The organism is Priestia sp. SIMBA_032, from assembly GCF_046535215.1.
Taxonomy (GTDB): Bacteria; Bacillota; Bacilli; order Bacillales; family Bacillaceae_H; genus Priestia; species Priestia aryabhattai.
Map to the genome: position 1 here is coordinate 1 of NZ_JAWRXD010001181.1, position 251 is coordinate 251.

General features: G+C 65.7%; 1 protein-coding gene. It reads right to left on the reverse strand.

The annotated features are described in order from the left end of the window. Positions 1-183, reverse strand: a 183-nt coding sequence (locus tag SB717_RS38030; protein ID WP_410908352.1) for a 2Fe-2S iron-sulfur cluster-binding protein, incomplete at its 3' end; no start/stop codon positions are given. Between the last annotated feature and the right edge of the window lie 68 nt (positions 184-251).

Below are 251 nucleotides of genomic sequence, written 5' to 3' on the forward strand. Positions count from 1 at the left end.
GGCCCCCACCGGATCGAGCAGTGGATGGTCGCAGAATCGGGGGATCTGCACACCGATCAGCTCCGCGGCGCGGATGACCAAGGTGCCCTTCGGGACTCGGAGCTCGGTGCCGTCGATCGTGATCGCCACACGTCGGTCACGGCTGGGTCCGAGGCAGAATTGTTGGTCAGCGTCATCATGCACCCACCGGTTCGAACAGTGTGGACCGGGCCGGATCGAATGGGCATCCGCCGCCGCGGACGTGTTCGATG